This is a genomic window from Rhizobium sp. Leaf371 (genome assembly GCF_001424045.1).
Classification (GTDB): Bacteria; Pseudomonadota; Alphaproteobacteria; order Rhizobiales; family Rhizobiaceae; genus Ferranicluibacter.
The window spans coordinates 61,902-76,212 of the sequence record NZ_LMQB01000029.1; the positions used below are offsets into that span (position 1 = coordinate 61,902).

The 14,311-nt window shown below is 65.6% G+C and carries 15 protein-coding genes; 8 read left to right on the top strand and 7 right to left on the bottom strand.

Annotated features, from left to right (window positions below; all coding sequences use genetic code 11):
• Positions 1-53 precede the first annotated feature (53 nt).
• Positions 54-2,012, bottom strand: a complete 1,959-nt coding sequence (locus tag ASG39_RS22160; protein WP_062597140.1) for a methyl-accepting chemotaxis protein — start codon at positions 2,010-2,012, stop codon at positions 54-56.
• Between the two features lie 497 nt (positions 2,013-2,509).
• On the opposite strand from ASG39_RS22160, the gene ASG39_RS22165 reads away from it, so the two are divergent.
• From ASG39_RS22165 to ASG39_RS22180, 4 genes are all read left to right on the top strand, one after another.
• Entirely contained in the window at positions 2,510-3,625 is a 1,116-nt protein-coding gene (locus ASG39_RS22165; protein WP_062597141.1) for a branched-chain amino acid ABC transporter substrate-binding protein, read from the top strand.
• Between the two features lie 340 nt (positions 3,626-3,965).
• Positions 3,966-5,924 carry a methyl-accepting chemotaxis protein gene (locus tag ASG39_RS22170; protein WP_062597142.1) on the top strand — a complete coding sequence of 653 codons (1,959 nt, stop codon included), beginning with the start codon at positions 3,966-3,968 and terminating at the stop codon, positions 5,922-5,924.
• Positions 5,924-6,391, top strand: coding sequence for a chemotaxis protein CheW (locus ASG39_RS22175; RefSeq protein ID WP_162242471.1), 468 nt, complete (start codon positions 5,924-5,926; stop codon positions 6,389-6,391). Before ASG39_RS22170 ends, ASG39_RS22175 begins: the two co-directional genes overlap by 1 nt.
• A 123-nt stretch (positions 6,392-6,514) precedes the next feature.
• The gene (locus tag ASG39_RS22180; RefSeq protein ID WP_062597144.1) at positions 6,515-6,760 is read left to right on the top strand and encodes a DUF982 domain-containing protein; all 246 of its coding nucleotides are present in this window, start codon (positions 6,515-6,517) and stop codon (positions 6,758-6,760) included.
• A gap of 30 nt (positions 6,761-6,790) precedes the next feature.
• On the opposite strand, the gene ASG39_RS22185 is transcribed toward ASG39_RS22180, so the two are convergent.
• The 4 genes from ASG39_RS22185 to ASG39_RS22200 all read right to left on the bottom strand — a co-directional run bounded on the left by ASG39_RS22185 (position 6,791) and on the right by ASG39_RS22200 (position 9,622).
• Entirely contained in the window at positions 6,791-7,408 is a 618-nt protein-coding gene (locus tag ASG39_RS22185) for a hypothetical protein (protein WP_062597145.1), read from the bottom strand.
• A gap of 140 nt (positions 7,409-7,548) precedes the next feature.
• Entirely contained in the window at positions 7,549-8,325 is a 777-nt protein-coding gene (locus tag ASG39_RS22190; RefSeq protein ID WP_062597146.1) for a molybdopterin-binding protein, read from the bottom strand.
• Complete coding sequence (locus ASG39_RS22195) at positions 8,322-9,197, bottom strand: cytochrome b/b6 domain-containing protein (protein ID WP_062597281.1); 876 nt, start codon at positions 9,195-9,197, stop codon at positions 8,322-8,324. The genes ASG39_RS22190 and ASG39_RS22195 overlap by 4 nt, the downstream gene beginning before the upstream one ends.
• Before the next feature lie 143 nt (positions 9,198-9,340).
• On the bottom strand, positions 9,341-9,622 hold the full coding sequence (locus ASG39_RS22200; RefSeq protein ID WP_062597147.1) for a pentapeptide MXKDX repeat protein: 282 nt from the start codon (positions 9,620-9,622) through the stop codon (positions 9,341-9,343).
• Between the two features lie 182 nt (positions 9,623-9,804).
• Here ASG39_RS22200 and ASG39_RS22205 point away from each other — a divergent pair, with 182 nt between their 5' ends.
• Together ASG39_RS22205 and ASG39_RS22210 are read left to right on the top strand one after the other, a co-directional pair.
• Positions 9,805-10,362 (top strand): sigma-70 family RNA polymerase sigma factor, encoded by a 558-nt coding sequence (locus tag ASG39_RS22205; RefSeq protein ID WP_062597148.1) that lies wholly within the window; start codon positions 9,805-9,807, stop codon positions 10,360-10,362.
• Positions 10,346-10,993, top strand: coding sequence for a DUF1109 domain-containing protein (locus ASG39_RS22210; RefSeq protein WP_082477433.1), 648 nt, complete (start codon positions 10,346-10,348; stop codon positions 10,991-10,993). The genes ASG39_RS22205 and ASG39_RS22210 overlap by 17 nt, the downstream gene beginning before the upstream one ends.
• Before the next feature lie 7 nt (positions 10,994-11,000).
• Here the strand turns inward: ASG39_RS22210 and ASG39_RS22215 are convergent, their stop codons facing one another.
• The gene (locus ASG39_RS22215; RefSeq protein ID WP_062597149.1) at positions 11,001-11,933 is read right to left on the bottom strand and encodes a LysR family transcriptional regulator; all 933 of its coding nucleotides are present in this window, start codon (positions 11,931-11,933) and stop codon (positions 11,001-11,003) included.
• Positions 11,934-12,060: 127 nt separating this feature from the next.
• Between ASG39_RS22215 and ASG39_RS22220 the strand changes: the two genes are divergently transcribed.
• A complete protein-coding gene (locus ASG39_RS22220) occupies positions 12,061-12,699 on the top strand; it encodes a pyridoxamine 5'-phosphate oxidase family protein (RefSeq protein WP_244481312.1) in 639 nt (212 codons plus the stop codon).
• Positions 12,700-12,799: 100 nt separating this feature from the next.
• Here ASG39_RS22220 and ASG39_RS22225 read toward each other — a convergent pair whose 3' ends face one another.
• On the bottom strand, positions 12,800-13,780 hold the full coding sequence (locus tag ASG39_RS22225; RefSeq protein ID WP_062597283.1) for a TerC family protein: 981 nt from the start codon (positions 13,778-13,780) through the stop codon (positions 12,800-12,802).
• Positions 13,781-14,056: 276 nt separating this feature from the next.
• On the opposite strand from ASG39_RS22225, the gene ASG39_RS22230 reads away from it, so the two are divergent.
• The gene (locus tag ASG39_RS22230) at positions 14,057-14,266 is read left to right on the top strand and encodes a hypothetical protein (RefSeq protein ID WP_156468243.1); all 210 of its coding nucleotides are present in this window, start codon (positions 14,057-14,059) and stop codon (positions 14,264-14,266) included.
• Positions 14,267-14,311 lie beyond the last annotated feature (45 nt).

Here is a 14,311-nt window from a genome sequence, read left to right on the forward strand (position 1 = left end):
GGCAGCTTTCGCCACCCTCCATTGTGCGTTCGCGGATTCAATGAGATCCGGGCCTAGAATTCTTCCCAGCTTTCCGCTGCCGCACCGCCGCCAAGGCCGACCGCGCCGGCCACCTTCGCCATCATCCGGCGAGCCGGCGAGGCGACCGGGCTGTGCTCGGCCCTTGCCGCCTGCGGCTTGCGAACCGGGGCCGCGGCGCGCGCACCCGAACCAGACCCCGAATTGCCGAGGCGGAAGTCCGAGATGATCTCGCGCAGGCGATTGACCTCGCCGGCGAGCGTGGCGCTGGCCGCGGTGGATTCCTCCACCATCGCCGCGTTCTGCTGGGTCACCTGGTCCATCTGGTTGACCGCCGTGTTGACTTCGGCAAGACCGACGGACTGCTCCCGGGCCGAGGTGGCGATGGCGTCGAGTTGGGTGTTGATCGTCACCACCTGCGCTTCGATGACCTTCAGCGCTTCGCCCGTTTCCTGCACCAGCTTCACGCCCGTGCTGACTTCGGCCGACGAGTTGCGGATGAGGTCCTTGATCTCCTTGGCCGCCTGGGCGGAGCGCTGGGCAAGCTCGCGAACCTCCTGCGCCACCACCGCAAAGCCCTTGCCGGCCTCCCCGGCGCGGGCCGCTTCCACGCCGGCGTTCAGCGCCAGAAGGTTGGTCTGGAAGGCGATCTCGTCGATCACCCCGATGATGGACGAGATCTGGCTGGAGGATTCCTCGATGCGCTGCATCGCGGTCACGGCGCTGGCAACGACCTCGCCGGAATGGCGGGCCGAGCGGTTGGCCTCGATGGCGACGTTGCGGGCCTCCTCGGTGCGCTTGGAAGAATGCGAGACGTTGACCGTGATCTGGTCGAGCGCCGCTGCGGTCTCCTCGAGCGAGGCGGCCTGCTGTTCGGTGCGCTTGGAGAGATCGTCGGCGCTCTGGCTGATCTCGCGGGCGCCGCTGTCGATCGAGCCGGTCGCGTCCGCCACCGAGCGCAAGCTCTCGGACAACTGCGAAACCGCGGCATTGAAGTCGGAGCGAAGGCTTTCGAAGTCGGCGGCGAAGGGCTGCGTCAGGCGGAAGGTCAGGTCGCCGCTCGAAAGGTTTTTCAGCCCGTCGGCAAGACCGGATGTCGCCAGCGCCATCGCCTCGGCCCGCAAACGGTCGCTTTCGGCGATCCGCGCCGCCTCGATCTCGCCTGCACTGCGGGAGGCTGCGGCGTCCTGTTCCAGCTGGCGGGCACGCAGGCCGTTGTCCTTGAACACCTGCACGGCCTTGGCCATGCCGCCGATCTCGTCGCGGCGGTCGATGCCGGCGACATCGGCGTCGAGCTTGCCCTCAGCCAGCGTTTCCATCGTCTGCGAGAGACCCTTGATCGGGCGGACCAGCCAGGCCCGGATGGCGAGGTACCCCGCCAGCATGACGACCAGCAGACCACCGACGACCATGCCGACCGTCTTCAGAATGGTCGTTGCGGCCGTTGCCGACAGCGCGTCGCTGACCTTTGCCGCGCCGTCGGAAATCTCGCTCGCCAGCGCGCTGAGACGGGGGGTCATGGCGGCGAAGGCCGGCTGGCACTCGGCGAGGTATTTCGCCTGCGAGGCGCTGATCTCCGCGTCGGACGTCGCTGCACGGGCCGCAGCGATCGCCGGCGCGCATGTGGTCTCGATGACGGCCACGCTGGCGGCTTTCAGCGTCGCGATCTCCGTCTTCTCCGGCAGCGCGGTTGCAGCGGCGTCGATGAAGGTGACGAAGGCGGCCTTGTTGGTTTCCAGCTCCTTGGCAGCGGCATCGTTGGCCTGCCTGGTCCGGGCAATCAGCAAGTCGCCGATCGACGCCCGGATCGCCTGCAGGCTGCGATTGGAGCGGGCAATGCTGAGGGCGGCTGACTGCTCGCCGGAAATCAGCCCGGAATAATCCGTGTTGATCGCCGATATCTGGCGTGCCGAATAGAGTGTCGTCGCCAACGAGAACAGGCCGAAACCGGCCATGATCAGCAGGAATTTTCCGATAATCGAAATGTGTTTCACGTCTGTTTCCTCCCGGAGCGAAATGTCCATTGAAGGCTGACCGCTAGCAAATCATATGCCGGGGCGACCCCTGTCGCGTCGTTCGGTCAAAGGTGAACCAAAGCACGCGCCACGAAGCACGGACCAGACGCATCATCTCGCCGAGGCCGTAGCAAATGCTTTACCAGTACATGCTTAATTATTTCTGAAACATATTCTTTACCAAGAGCGGCATCGTCTCTGGCATCGCTGGTCCAAGCCTGCGATCCGGCTTCCGGTCACGATGCTGTGAGATGTCGCTCCCGAACAGCCCGCCCTTCCGGTCATCGTCTTGCGCGACAGAGCGAATGTTTTTAGAAATCTGACGCTTAACGCTGCGAGCCAAACATGGCCGCAGCGCGGGCCGGGGGCCACGCCCTCGTGTCCCTCCGGGTCGAATGCGCGGCATTCGAGCGAGGGCAAGGCCCGGTGCATCATCACCCCGCGGACTGGGAGGCCCGCGTTCCAAGGAGACGGACATGAGTTTCAAGACAATCACCGCGGCGCTGGCCGCCACGCTCGCCTTTTCGCCGCTCGCGGCACCCGCCGCTTTCGCCGATATCACCGTCGGCCTCGTCGCCCCGCTCACCGGCCCGGTCGCGGCCATCGGCGCGCAGATCAAGAACGGCGCGGAAACCGCCGTCGAGGAGATCAACAAGAAGGGCGGCGTCAATGGCGAAAAGCTCGTGCTGAAGATCGCCGACGACGCCGGCGAGCCGAAGCAGGGCGTTTCCGCCGCCAACCAGCTGATCGCCGACAACATCCGCTTCGTCGTCGGTCCGGTCACCTCGGGCGTCTCGATCCCCGCCTCCGTCGCCTTTGCGGAGAACGGCACGCTGATGGTGACCCCGACCGCGACATCGCCGGAGCTGACCGCGCGCGGCCTGACCACCGTCTTCCGCACCTGCGGCCGCGACGACCAGCAGGCCGATGTGGCGGCAAAATACGTCGTCGCCAACTTCAAGGACAAGAAGATCGCGATCCTCAACGACAAGGGCCAATACGGAAAGGGCCTTGCCGACGCGTTCAAGGCCTCGCTCAACGCGGCCGGCGTCACGGAGATCTTCAACGACGCGCTGACCGCCGGCGACAAGGATTTCAGCGCGCTCGTCACCCGCATGAAGGCGGACGGCGTGGAGGTTCTCTATTTCGGCGGCTACCATCCGGAAGCCGGGCTTCTGGTACGCCAGATGAAGGATGCCGGCCTCTCCGTGCAGCTGATCGCCGGCGACGGTCTGTCGAACAGCGAATTCATCGCCACCGGCGGCGATGACGCCAACGGCACGATCTACACCAATGCCGCCGACGCGCTGAAGAACGCCGACAGCAAGGCCGCCGCCGATGCGCTCACGGCGAGGAAGATCCCGGTCGAGGCCTTCACCCTCAACGCCTATGCCGCGGTCGAGGTCATCGCCGCGGGCATCGCCAAGGCCGGCAGCACCGACGATGCGGAAGCGGTGTCGCAGGCGCTGAAGGATGGCACCCCGATCAAGACCGCGATCGGCGACCTGACCTATGGCGAGACCGGTGACCTCACCTCGCAGAGCTTCTCGGTCTACAAATGGGAAGCCGGCAAGACCGTCGCCGTGGAATAATCCACCTCGACATCCGGCTGGACAGGACGAGCAACGGGCGCCTCACGGGCGCCCGTTTGCGTTGGTGCGCTTTTCGCGGGCCACAGCCCCCCGCGCGAAACCCCAGCGCGAAACCCTAGGGCGAAACCCAAGCGCACGGGCAGAAATGGACCCGCTACACACGTGGGGGTTCTTCTCGATCCGCGTTTACATCTTCTTATCGTATTTCAGGTATCACGCATGTTATCGGTGATCAGACGGGTCCGTCCCCTCGCGGCTCTGACGTCGTGCCCACTACGGTTGATCTATCGTCTGCCCCCGACCCCGTCGTCAGCACAAGATAAACGAATAGCGAGCTGCCATGTCCTCCTTCAACAACCTCCGTATCCTCACGAAGATTGCCGCGACCCTCTCCCTTCTGATCCTGATCGCCATCGGCGTCAGCTATTCCAGCTATGCCTCGCTCACCAAGCTCGAGCAGACGGCCGCCATGACGGATCACACCTACAAGGTCATCAATGCGCTGAACGGCATCACCGCCGGAATGGTCGATCAGGAAACCGGCCTGCGTGGCTACCTGGTCTCGGCCAACGAAGCCTTCCTGGCGCCCCAGAAGGGCGGCCTCGAGGCCTATGCCAAACATCTGAAAGCCGTTCGCACCCTCACCTCGGACAATCCGGCGCAGCAGAAGCGCCTCGACACGCTCGAATCCTTCGTCGCCACCTGGCACGAGAAGATCGCGACGCCCGAGCTCGCTCTGATGGCGAACCCGGCGACGCGTGATCAGGCCCGTGCGATCGCGGCGAGCGGCGCCGGCAAGGCCTCGATGGACGGTATCCGCGCCACCGTGGCCGAGATGGTCGATGTCGAATCGAGCCTTCTGGGCGAGCGTGCCGCAGCGGCCGAGGCCGCAGCCTCATCCGGTCGCCTCACCAATATCGCCGGCGGCGCCGGCATGCTGCTGGTCTCGCTTCTCGCCCTCATCGTCCTGAACGTCGCGCTCGTTCGCCCCGTGCGCGGCATGAACGACGCCATGCGCGAACTGGCCGCGGGACGCACCGACATCGCCATCCCCGGTGCCGGACGCGCCGACGAAATCGGCGAAATGTCCGGTGCCGTCGAGGTCTTCCGCCAGGCGGCGATCGTCAACGCGCAGCTGGAGCGGGATGCGGAAGCCGCCCGCCGGCAGGCCGAGGCCGACCGCGTCCGCCTGACGGCCGAGGCGGAAGCCGCCGCCCAGCGACGCCTGAACGAGGCGACATCGGGTCTTGCCAGCGGCCTGCGGCGGCTCGCCTCCGGCGACCTGACGTTCCAGCTCGAAGAGCCCTTCTCGCCGGACTTCGAAGCGCTGCGCCACGATCTCAACAATGCCGTCAGCCAGCTCGGCGAAACCCTCCGCTCGGTCGCGCAGGCCGCCGGTTCGATCGACGGCGGCAGCCAGGAGATCAGCCGCGGTGCGGACGATCTCTCCAAGCGCACGGAACAGCAGGCGGCGTCGCTCGAGGAAACCGCCGCCGCGCTCGACCAGATTACGGCCAACGTCTCGAACTCGTCCAAGCGTGCCGAGGAAGCCCGGGCCGTCGCGGTGCAGGCCAATGCCAGCGCCAGCCAGTCCGGCCAGGTGGTCGCCCAGGCGGTCGATGCGATGGGCAAGATCGAGGCGTCTTCGAACGAGGTGTCGAACATCATCGGCGTCATCGACGAAATCGCCTTCCAGACCAACCTTCTCGCGCTGAATGCCGGCGTCGAGGCGGCACGGGCAGGCGAAGCCGGCAAGGGCTTTGCGGTGGTCGCCCAGGAGGTGCGCGAACTGGCGCAACGCTCGGCAAAGGCCGCCAAGGAAATCAAGGAACTCATCCGCAACTCCTCGGTCGAGGTCAGGAACGGCGTGCAGCTGGTCAGCGAGACGGGCAAGGCCCTGCAGACCATCGAGGGCTACATCGTCACCATCAACACCCATATGGACTCGATCGCCACCTCGGCGCGCGAACAGTCGGTCGGTCTCAGCGAGGTCAACATCGCCGTCAACCAGATGGATCAGGTGACCCAGCAGAACGCCGCCATGGTCGAGGAAACCAGCGCTGCCGGCATGACGCTCGCCACCGAGAGCAGCAGGCTGCGCCAGCTCATCGGCCAGTTCGCCCTGGGCGACGGCGGTTCGCCGATCCAGGCGCTGCGCCAGACCGCCGCCAGCATGAAGGCCGCGAACGCGTCGCAGCGCGCCCCGGCTCCCGCACAATCCCGTCCGCGCAAGGTCGCGGGCGCAACGGCCGGCACGGCCAGCATGGCCGCCGCGAACGAAGGATGGAAGGAATTCTGATGCGTGACACGACCACCAACGGCATGCTCGAAATCATCGCATTCCGGCTTCACGAGCAGGAATTCTGCGTCCGCACGGTGACCATCCGCGAAATTCGCGGCTGGGCACCGGCAACCCCCATCCCGCAGGCGCCGCCGGAAGTTCTCGGCGTCATGAACCTGCGCGGCACGGTCATTCCGGTGATCAACCTCGCGCTCAAGCTCGGCATGCGGGGGGCCGAGCCGACCGAGCGCAGCGCCATCGTCGTCACCGAGGTGCACGGCATGGCCATGGGGCTGCTGGTCGATCAGGTCTCGGACATTCTGATGATCCCGGCCGATCTTCTCCAGCCGGTTCCCGATGTCACCACCTCGGCCGCGACCGCCTATTCCGACGGCATCATCGTCCAGCCGACCGGCATGATCTGCTTCCTCAATCTGGAACGCATGTTCAACCGGAGCGAGACCGAACTGATGGCGGCGGCTTGAGAGAAGCCGTCCTCCCGGCCGATCGAGCCCTTGTTTTCACGCAGCTCCGGATGCAAAAGCGCGTCGCACTGTCGCGGGATTTGCTCTAGAAGGCGGATTTTACCCGCATCTGGAGACGATCGCTTGAGCAATGACTGGAACAAGGGTGTGTCGCTCGCGCTGGAAGGACCCGGCACGTTCACCACCATCACCAACAATCAGCAGGCCTCCTGGGCCCTGATCGAAGACTGGCCTCTGGAAGACGGGCCGGCGCTCGACGCCGCGCTTCTGACGCTCGAGGCCGCGATGAAGGGCAAAAAGTCGGCGGAAGCCGCCCGGCTGTCCTTCATCGCCGCCGCGCACGAGGCGGGGATCGAGATCAGGGACTAGACCGGGCGGCCGCTTGACGTCGATTGCGCCTTACATCGGCGGCTGGACGCCATTGGTGCCGACCACGACGCGACTGCTGGAGATCGTGCCGTCGGCGGCTTTCTCGGACGGGACGAACACGGTCGCACCGCTCTTCAGGTCCGCCTCGACGGCCGGCGCGAAGGTGACGACCGGCGTGCCCGCGGGAATGGAGATCTTCTTTTCCTTGCCCTTGTAGGTCACGGTCACCGTCTGGCCGTCCACCGCCTTGACGGCATTGGCGACGGTGGCGTTGGTCATGGAGCTGTTGGGCTTCAGATCCCAGGCATAGCTCCCCTCGCCCGTGCCCTTCATGGCCGCGGGGAAGATCAGCACTTCGAGCGCGCCGTCGCCGCCCTCCGCCGTCGGCAGCGAGGCGATGCCGACGAAATCGCCGGTCTTGATGTCGTCGATCGAGGCCTTGGCGACGCTGGAAACCTTCCAGCCGTCCTTCAGCAGGATCGTCGCGTCGGTCCCCTCGCGGGTCTTGACCGACAGCGTGTTGCCCTCAAGGCTTTCCACGGTGCCGCGCACGCGGATCTGGTCGGCCGCCTGGACGGTCGTGCCGAGCAGGGCCGCCAGGGCGATACCGGCGAGCGCTGCGGTGCTGATGTTCGAGACGTAGGTCATGTGTCATTCCTTATTCATCCACTGTCGTCAGGTCCGGCGCATGCGGGGGGTTATCCACCGGTTCCGCTGGGCGTCTCTCTGGGAGAAATGACAATCCATCTCCCGAAAAAACGAACGAAAACACATTCATCAAGGGTCCGTCAGATCCCGGCATACCATTCGTAGCCGCGATCCTCCCAGAAGCCGCCATTGCCGCCATAGAACGTCTTCAGATCGGCGACGGCCTCGATGCGCATGAGATATTTCGCCTGCTTGTAGCCGAGTTGCCGCTCGACCCTCAGCCGCAGCGGCGCGCCGTGCGGCACTTCGAGATCGCGGCCGTTCATGGCATAGGCAAGGATGGTCTGGGGGTGGAAGGCATCGACGAGGTCGATGCTCTCGTAATACCAGCCGCTGCCGTCGAGCGTCTTTTCGTATTCGTCGGCACAATGGAACACGATGTAGCGGGCCTCCTTCTTCAGGCCCGCGGCCTTCAGCACCGCGCCGAGCGGCACGCCGGTCCACTGGCCGATGGCGCTCCAGCCCTCGACGCAATCGTGCCGCGTGATCTGCGTGCGCGCCGGCATCGCCTTCAGGGCGGCAAGCGACAGGCTAGCCGGATGCTCGACCAGCCCGCCGATCTTCAGCTGCCATTGTGCAAATCCGCCGGCGAGCAGCGCCTGGTACTCGGCACCGTCCGGCATGGTGCTGCCATTGGCGCGGAAGGTCGGCGAGAGATCTTCGGCGCGAAACTCGCGGGCGAGTGCCGTATCGCCGATGAGAAAGCGCTGCGTTCCCATGGTCAGGCGCTCGGCCATGCGGATGACGGACTGGACGTTGCCATCCTCCGCAAGCCCGTCGCAGCCGGTCAGGCCGAGGGCCGAGGCGGTGAGCGTCGAGCCGATCAGAAACCGGCGGCGGGTCAGAAGGCTGGTCATGGCGCGATCTCCGATGCTATTGACGCCGATGCCGGCGATGGTTCCGTGCGGATCGCGTAACGACCGGTGATCATCGAGCGCATGTTGTTGACGACGCCGGAGGCGAGCACCATCGCGATATGGACGAGCACGAAAGCAACGAGTGAGGTGGCGAAGAGGAAATGCAGCGTGCGGGCCGACTGCCGGCCGCCGAAAAGATCCAGCAGCCAGGGCGCAAAGGCGTTGAAGCCCGGCGACATGGTCAGGCCGGTCAGGATCATGCCGGGAAGCATCAGGAAGATGACGGCGAGATAGGTGAGCTTCTGAAGCGCATTGTAATGCCGCGCCTTTTCGCCCGTGGGAAACCGCAGCCGGGCATGGTCGGCGATCTCGTGCCCGAGATGGGAAGGCGCCAGCTCGGCTCGGGTCGGCAGGAGGTCGCGCCGGAAATGACGCGAGACCAGGCCATAGGCGAGATAGACCAGACCGTTGAGAACGAAGGCCCAGGCGAAGAAGAAGTGCCAGCGCCGGCCGGTGGCGAGATCCTGATAGCTCGGGAGCGTGATCCAGGCCGGAAAGCCGCGCACGGTCGGCTCGCCATCGACAGTGGACACGCCGAGCACGCCCGTGGTGTCAAGCGAGAGGCTGCCGATGCGCGTCACGCCCTTCAGCGCGCCGTCATTGTCGACGGCCTGCAGGGAGAGCACGGCCGGATCGTCGTCGGCACCGTACTGGCCCCAATAGAGCGAGGGATGCGCATTGAAGATCTGCAATCCGCTGAAGAGCAGCACCGTCATGGCGAGCACGTTCAGCCAGTGCGACAGGCGCACGGTCAGGCTGTGACGGCGGATCAGCGTCCGCTGGCCGGATGGGGTGGAAGATGAGCCGAACATGACGTTCCCTCCGAGGTCGGCGATATCGGGACGATCTCCAGGCCCTGCCTTGCGGATGTGAAGGCGGGCCGGAACCGTCGTTCCCCGGCTCGTGATATCGTGTACGAAGCGGGGAACGACGAGGATCACTGCGGCGGCGATGCCTACATGGCGTCGCAGTCCTTCATCATGTCGGCCTTCTTCATGCTGTCCTTTTCCATGCCCGCCTTGTGGGCGCAGTCGGCCTTGGTGCCCTTCATGGCATCCGGTTTCATGGCATCGTTTTTCATGGCGGCGGGCTTCATGGCATCGGTCTTCATGCTGTCCGTCTTCATCGCGTCCGGCTTCTTCATGGCGTCGGTGGCGGTTTCGGCCTGCGCCGCGCCGAACGAGAGAGCGAGGCCGAGAAATGCGGCGGCGGTGACGGCGATGATGCGATGGGTCATGATGGATCTCCTCTTGAGGTGCAGGACGCGGACTGCGTCGATGCTCACGGAAAGCTCATTCGGACGGAAGCCCGATCCGGTTACAGCCATCACGCGGACGTGATCACGCTGGAAATTCGCTCGCTTTTTTCGAAAAGCGCTGTAACCGTTTCGACGTTTCCCCGTATGAGCCCTTCAGAGACATGCCAGATGTGACCGAGTCCGAGTTGAAGGTGCTGATGCTCTTGTCCCTCGACGGGGACGAGGCGGCCTATCGCTGCCTGCTCGACGTGCTGCGACACCTGCTGGAGCGCTACTATGGAAGGCGCCTCGGACGGTCGGACAGGAGCGAGGTGGACGATCTGGTGCAGGAGACGCTGCTGGCGCTGCACCAGCGCCGGATCACCTATGATCGCGACCGGCCGTTCACGGCCTGGTTCTTCACCATCGCCCGCCACAAGCTGGTGGATCATCACCGCAGGACGGGCGGTCGCGGCCATGTGGGGCTCGAGGCGGTGGACGAGATGCCGGACGGCTACCGCGAGGATGCGGTGTCCGCGCAGATGGACATTCAGCGGCTGCTTGCCGGTCTTCCCGCCTGGCAGGCGGAGGCGATCCGGCACGTGCGGCTCGACGGCCGGTCGATCACCGAGGCCGCGCTGCATGCGGGACGGTCCGAAAGCATGGTCAAGGTCGGCATTCACAGAGGGATCAAGGCACTGGCGGCACGATTGAGAGGCGATCATGACAAAGACGAATGAACTGATCGAGGACCTCGTGCGCGATCTCCGGCCGGTGCGCAGGCACGCGCTCGCAGGCCTTCTCGCCCGCGCCTTGGTGCCCGGACTGGCGCTCTCGGCTTGCCTCATTCTGTTCGGCCACGGGCTGCGGCCGGATCTTGGCGCGGCCGTCTTCGTGCCCGCCTTCTGGGTCAAGTCCGCCTATCCGCTGCTGCTCGGCCTCATCGGCCTCGGTGCCCTGCTCACCGTCGCGCGGCCCGGCGGCCGGCCGCTCGGCGGCGCGCTGAAGGTCGCGATCGTCTATGCGCTGCTGGTCGCGCTCGCCGTCCTGCAGATGCGGCAGGCGGCCTCCCCGGACGAAAGCCACCGGCTGGTGATGGGCATTTCCGCACTCTATTGCCCGCTGATCATCCTTGCGACCGGCGCGCCGCTGCTGGCGGCGACCTTCTGGTTCCTGCGCCGAAGCGCACCCACCTCCCCCACCCTTGCCGGCACCGTTGCCGGCCTTGCCGCCGGTGCGCTCGGCGCCTGGATCTACAGCTGGGGCTGCATCGAAAACGGCCTCCCCTTCGTCGCCCTCTGGTACACGCTCGGCATCGTGCTCTGCACGATGCTCGGCGGGCTGATGGGGCGCTTCTGGCTCCGCTGGTAGGCGAGCGTCACGCCCCCGGCGGGTTTGCCAGGCAGGCCCGCAGCCGCGGCGTCGCGAAGTCCGCAAAGGCGCGCATCTTCAGCGGCATGATCGCCTGTCCCAGATGCACGAGATGCACCGGCAGCGGCTCCGGCTGAGCGTCCTCCAGCACCACGACCAGCCGGCCATCGGCAAGCGCGGTCGCCGCCTGATAGGAGAGGATGCGGGCGATACCGGCACCGGCCAGCGCCGCATCGATGGCGCCATCGGCGGTGTCGACCGCAAAGCGCGGCCGGATGGGCACGGCGATGGTCTCGCTCTGCCCGGCCCTGCCCCCCTCCCTATCGCCGCGAAACAGCCAGACGGCGCCGGCGGACAGCCGGTCGAAGGCGATGCAGTCATGCCCGGCGAGCGCCTCGAGGCTTTGAGGTGCGCCGCGCGCGGCGAGATAAGCGGGGCTCGCACAGGTGACCCAGCGCACCGCGCCGAGCCGCGTCGCCTTGAGGCGGCTGTCCGGCAGCGGGCCGATCCGCACCGCGAGATCGACATGGGTCTCGACAAGATCGAGCACATGATCCGACAGCGCCAGCCGCACATTGATCTCCGGATAGGCTTTCAGGAAATCGAGCACGACCGGCTCGACATGCATGCGCCCGAACAGGATCGGCGCCGTAATCAGCATGTCGCCGCGCGGCGTGCGAAATTCGCCGGTCGCCGCACGCTCCGCCGCGTCCAGCTCGTCGAGCACGCGCCGGCAGGCGGCGACATAGGCCTCTCCCGCCTCCGTCAGCAGCAGTTTGCGGCTGGTGCGCACGACCAGCTGCGCCCGCAGATGCGCTTCGAGGTCGGAGACGCGGCGGCTGACGGTCGGTAGCGGCACGCCGAGGCTGCGCGAGGCCGCCGACAGGCTGCCCCCGTCGATGGCGGCCAGCAAGGTGCGCATGGCTTCGAAGCGGTCCATCGGAGAGCATTCCATAAAACGGAAGGAAGACTTGTCAACGTCGCAGATACTGCCGCTTTCCGCAATGGTCTAGACAGGGTGCACCGGACGCCGAGGGGCCTCCGGCTCGATGCGAAAGGATGAACCGATGACGGCCTCGAGCGATATCGCCTTCACGCCGACGGTGAAGGCTCTTCAGGCTGCGCGCGGCTCGCGGTCTGCCTATGCCAGGATGGAAGAGGATGGCGGCTTCCGCACGGCGATCACGCGGGATCTCGCGACCTTCCTCGACGGTGTCGACACGGCCTATCTGGCGACCGCCAATGCCGCGGGACAGCCCTATGCCCAGCACCGCGGCGGCCCGAAAGGGTTCATACGGGTGATCGACGGCAAGACGCTCGGCTTTGCCGACTATGCCGGCAACCGGCAATATGTCTCGACCGGAAACCTGGCGGAAAACGACAAGGCGTTCCTGTTCCTGATGGACTACGCCCATCGCCGCCGGATCAAGCTCTGGGGCCGCGCCCGCGTCGTCGCCGATGATCCCGCGCTGATCGACCGGTTGATGCCGGAAGGCTATCGCGCCCGGCCGGAACAGGCCATCCTGTTCGAGGTCGAGGCCTGGGACGTGAACTGCCCGCAGCATATCCCCCAGAAGATCGATGCGGCCGACGTGGCCGAAACGGTCCAGCGGCTGAACGACCGCATCGCGGCGCTTCAGGCCGAGAACGAAAGCCTGAAACGCACGCTCGCGCTTGGCCCCTCCCCGGAAAAGACCCGGGAGTAAGCGCGCGCCCGAGATGTGGACGGCCCGCCGGGTGGGGATGCCCGATCCGGCGGGCCCGGCCGATCTTCGATTACCCGATCTTCGATTATCCGATCATCGATTACCGGGCCTTCGCATCGCGCGTCTTTGCGAGGCTCCAGACGACGCCGCTCGCGATGATGGCGAAGGTGATGCCGAGCGACAGGGCGGCGGGGAATTTTTCAAGACCCAGGAGATCGGCAAGGAACACCTTGGAGCCGATGAAGATCAGCACCACGGCCAGCGCCGGCTTCAGATATTTGAAACGGTGGATCATTGCGGCCAAGGCGAAGTAGAGCGCGCGCAGGCCGAGGATCGCGAAAATGTTGGAGGTGTAGACGATGAACGGATCGGTGGTGATGGCGAAGATGGCCGGAACCGAGTCGACCGCGAAGATGACGTCGGCGACCTCGATCAGCACCAGCGACAGGAACAGCGGCGTCACGAACAGGACCGTCCTGCCTGTCACCGGATGGGGCTGGCGCACGAAGAAGCGCTCGCCCTGGTGCGTCTCGGTCACGTTGAAGCGGCGGCGCATCCAGCGCACGAGCGGGTTTCTGGCAATATCCGGCTCGGCGTCCTTCATCACCAGCATCTTCACGCCGGTGAAGACGAGGAAGGCGGCAAAGACATAGAGCAGCCAGGAGAACTCGGCCACCAGCGTCGCGCCGACGCCGATCATGATGGCGCGCAGCACGATGACGCCGAGAATGCCCCAGAACAGCACGCGGTGCTGATGGAGCCGGGGTACGGCGAAGAAGGAGAAGATCAGAGCGATGACGAAGACGTTGTCGAGGGCCAGCGTCTTCTCGACCACGAAGCCAGTCATATAGGCCAGACCGGAGTCGGCGCCGAGATACCACCAGACCCAGCCGCCGAAGGCGAGGCCGAGCGAGATGTAAAGCGCGGAGAGCCGCAGGCTTTCGCTCACCTCGATCTCCCTGTTCTCCTTGTGCAAAACGCCGAGATCGAAGGTGAGAAGGGCGATGACGATGCCGAGAAAGCCGGCCCACATCCAGACCGGCTTGCCCAGCCAGTCGAAAAAGAGAAACGCAAGATCCATCGGAGAAACCTCTGCCGGCGCGGTGTCGGGAAAAGGGTCCGACATCGCAAGAGCGCCGGAGCTCTCGCCAGAGGGGCCCGGACCAGCGGGTTGAAGGCGAGATGGGCATGCCCCAAAAGCGTATCAAGAGGGTATCCGTGCAAAACTGCGGATTTTTTCAAGGACGACGGCCGACGACCCGACCCCGACGCGTCCACCGACATGCGCCGCCGGCAGGGGACGCCGAACATGGAACGCATCGGGCGCCCATCCGTTGTTCTCGCAAAGGAGAATGTCATGGACAGCACGCAGAACAGCCACCCCGCAGCCGTGGACGCGATCATCGAGACCTATTCCGTCAGCCCCGGGGAAGCCGAACGCATCGTGCAGCAATTCGGCGAAGACGAGGCGGAACTGGCGCTGCTGCTCGGCCACGAAGGCGCGCCGGACGCCCCCTCCCCCAACACCGCGAATATTGAAGAGAGCTACGTCCTGTTCGATATCTGAGACGATATTGGGGTCGGTTCCGGTACGGGGCGGAATGGCACTTTA

What these genes read in the sequence shown, in the direction of transcription:
- ASG39_RS22230 (WP_156468243.1), top strand. Translation starts at nt 14,057, where the DNA reads ATGGACAGCACGCAGAACAGCCACCCCGCAGCCGTGGACGCGATCATC.
- ASG39_RS22205 (WP_062597148.1), top strand. Translation starts at nt 9,805, where the DNA reads ATGCCAGATGTGACCGAGTCCGAGTTGAAGGTGCTGATGCTCTTGTCC.
- ASG39_RS22170 (WP_062597142.1), top strand. Translation starts at nt 3,966, where the DNA reads ATGTCCTCCTTCAACAACCTCCGTATCCTCACGAAGATTGCCGCGACC.
- ASG39_RS22210 (WP_082477433.1), top strand. Translation starts at nt 10,346, where the DNA reads ATGACAAAGACGAATGAACTGATCGAGGACCTCGTGCGCGATCTCCGG.
- ASG39_RS22220 (WP_244481312.1), top strand. Translation starts at nt 12,061, where the DNA reads ATGACGGCCTCGAGCGATATCGCCTTCACGCCGACGGTGAAGGCTCTT.
- ASG39_RS22225 (WP_062597283.1), bottom strand. Translation starts at nt 13,780, where the DNA reads ATGGATCTTGCGTTTCTCTTTTTCGACTGGCTGGGCAAGCCGGTCTGG.
- ASG39_RS22215 (WP_062597149.1), bottom strand. Translation starts at nt 11,933, where the DNA reads ATGGACCGCTTCGAAGCCATGCGCACCTTGCTGGCCGCCATCGACGGG.
- ASG39_RS22195 (WP_062597281.1), bottom strand. Translation starts at nt 9,197, where the DNA reads ATGTTCGGCTCATCTTCCACCCCATCCGGCCAGCGGACGCTGATCCGC.
- ASG39_RS22165 (WP_062597141.1), top strand. Translation starts at nt 2,510, where the DNA reads ATGAGTTTCAAGACAATCACCGCGGCGCTGGCCGCCACGCTCGCCTTT.
- ASG39_RS22190 (WP_062597146.1), bottom strand. Translation starts at nt 8,325, where the DNA reads ATGACCAGCCTTCTGACCCGCCGCCGGTTTCTGATCGGCTCGACGCTC.
- ASG39_RS22200 (WP_062597147.1), bottom strand. Translation starts at nt 9,622, where the DNA reads ATGACCCATCGCATCATCGCCGTCACCGCCGCCGCATTTCTCGGCCTC.
- ASG39_RS22185 (WP_062597145.1), bottom strand. Translation starts at nt 7,408, where the DNA reads ATGACCTACGTCTCGAACATCAGCACCGCAGCGCTCGCCGGTATCGCC.
- ASG39_RS22175 (WP_162242471.1), top strand. Translation starts at nt 5,924, where the DNA reads ATGCGTGACACGACCACCAACGGCATGCTCGAAATCATCGCATTCCGG.